General features: G+C 37.4%; 1 protein-coding gene. It reads right to left on the bottom strand.

What is annotated here, in order from left to right:
- Positions 1–487: 487 nt before the first annotated feature.
- Positions 488–2,095, bottom strand: coding sequence for a YfjI family protein (locus ACFILT_RS00765; protein WP_375679353.1), 1,608 nt, complete (start codon positions 2,093–2,095; stop codon positions 488–490).
- Positions 2,096–2,125: the final 30 nt, after the last annotated feature.

Consider the following 2,125-nt stretch of genomic DNA (forward strand, 5'->3'; position numbering starts at 1 on the left):
TATTAAATCCATTTTGAGCAAATGGTGAAAAAAATGTAGAAAAATGCGAAAAAACGGATAAATTTTTTCAAAAGGGGTTTTTAAAGATTGTTTATCCACAGCCAATGATACAGCGTAAGATCAGCAAAGTAGTAAAATTTGCTATTCGTTTCACGGGTTAATCAAGATAAATGTACTACGTGCTTTAAAATATCAGAATGAGTACTTTGATAAGTTTTATTACGAATTTTTCTTATAGGTTTTGAAGGTTTCTCACACCCTCAAAATACCTTCAAAAATATATCATGGGTTGTATTTATAGGTTGTGTTTTAATATAGATTGTATCTCTAAAATGCTAATATATTGAAATATAATAACTTTTATTTTTTGATTGAAAAAAAATATATAAAGGAGGGTAAAAGGAACCCTCAAAATACTCAAAATCTTCAAAACTCATAGATAAGGCGTTCTTTGAAGGTTCATTCTATGAATAAAAGTGTAAATGCCTTATTGGGGTGTCTTATGCCCCTTTACTAAAGGATTCCATTCATAGCGTATGGTAGGTCGACCACTTTTAGGGGTATTATCTCCAGAGATTTCACGAATATAGTTACAACGGCATAAAAGCTCTAAAGCTTGTTTAACGGTTTGATTATCTTTTAAATGCGTCCAGCTTCTTTGATGAATATCACGGTGTGTAAAAATATCGGGTAAATGATCACAGCGCTCGACAATCAATTTTGCCCCCTCTGTTGCTAAACTATCCCCCGCCGCATAAAGACGTTTGGCATGACTTAATAGATAACTTGTCCAACGCAAGGCTGTTGTGATGGCATAGGGTCCAATTTCTAAACGACCACCATCAAGAAGTTCAAAAATCAACGCAAGGCTTGCTATGGTTTTAGGCATTTTTAAAAGATGCGATTGTAAGCTTTCTGAGTAACTACCTCCTTTTGCCTCTCTATGAAGATGTTCCAACCATTCATAAAATTGCACTTGTGCTTTAGGAGAAAAACGCATGATCAGCGGCTTTTCTGGAGACCCTAAGCGTTTATCACGAAAAGAGCGAAAAACCCCTTCATATTTTTGCCAGCCCTCTTGATTGGGCGGTCTATCAATCACTTGCCATTCTTTATTGTCATCGGGCCAGACAATCATTTGAAAGCGTTGCAATAACCCATCATCGTTTATTCCACGCTGTATGGCTTGAATGAGGGGAATAAGGCGTGAAGGTTGAATGCCTCCAATCATGGATAAGGTGACATAAGGGATAAAAATGGTTCCACGCTCTATACGGTCATAGGTAAATTGATCATCTCCATTAAAAGCTGTTAAATAAAAGGAACGGTCTGTTTGATATTCCTTTCTTTCTAGATTAGCTAAAAAACCAGCCAGTTCATCACGCACCATTAAGAGACCACGGGGGTTTTCTTTTAAGAGTTCCCCAAGCTTTTCAACGGTCACATCATTGACAATAAAACGAGAGACATCATGATCCTGCGCCTTGTCTTTAGAGAGGGTTTCATACAAAAGAGCACGTGCTTTTTCACACTCTCCTTTTCTGATCGCTTTATTGGCTTGTCTTTCCTTTTCTCGTTTGTCTAAAGTTTCAAACCTCTCTTCAATTTCTTGTCTCTCTTTTTGCTTTAACCAGTCTTTATACCATTGCTTTTGAAGGCAAGTGATAGGCGCTAAAGCGGCTTTCATGGCTGGTGTTTTGAATGTTGATGATTGACCAATAAGAGCGCCCCAGAGATTAGGCACCACAATCCAATCATCATGTTGTTTTGGAGCAACCCGCACGCCATTGCCAATGACAGCAGCCAAAGCACAGAGAGCAGAGACAGCAATAAAATCCATAGGGGCTTGTTGACGCTCTGAAACGTCGTAAACATAATCCATGAATGGCATTGGGAGTTGTAATGGGTCAAAAGGCTCGACGGGTAAGAGAGTATATTCAAGTGGTTTTAATTCCCCCCAACCATTTTGTTGCAATGCTTGTTTATAAGGAATGGCTTCTAAACAAGTCTTATCATTTAAAAAAACATTATCGTTATCATTGCGTGAAACATTTTGATTGTTGGTATCGACAATATTGTTTTTATTCTCTCTCATTTATTTATACCTTTCAGTATCAAAACATCA

This window comes from Bartonella sp. AP7XZML, from assembly GCF_042195745.1.
Taxonomy (GTDB): domain Bacteria; phylum Pseudomonadota; class Alphaproteobacteria; order Rhizobiales; family Rhizobiaceae; genus Bartonella.

What these genes read in the sequence shown, in the direction of transcription:
- ACFILT_RS00765 (WP_375679353.1), bottom strand. Translation starts at nt 2,095, where the DNA reads ATGAGAGAGAATAAAAACAATATTGTCGATACCAACAATCAAAATGTT.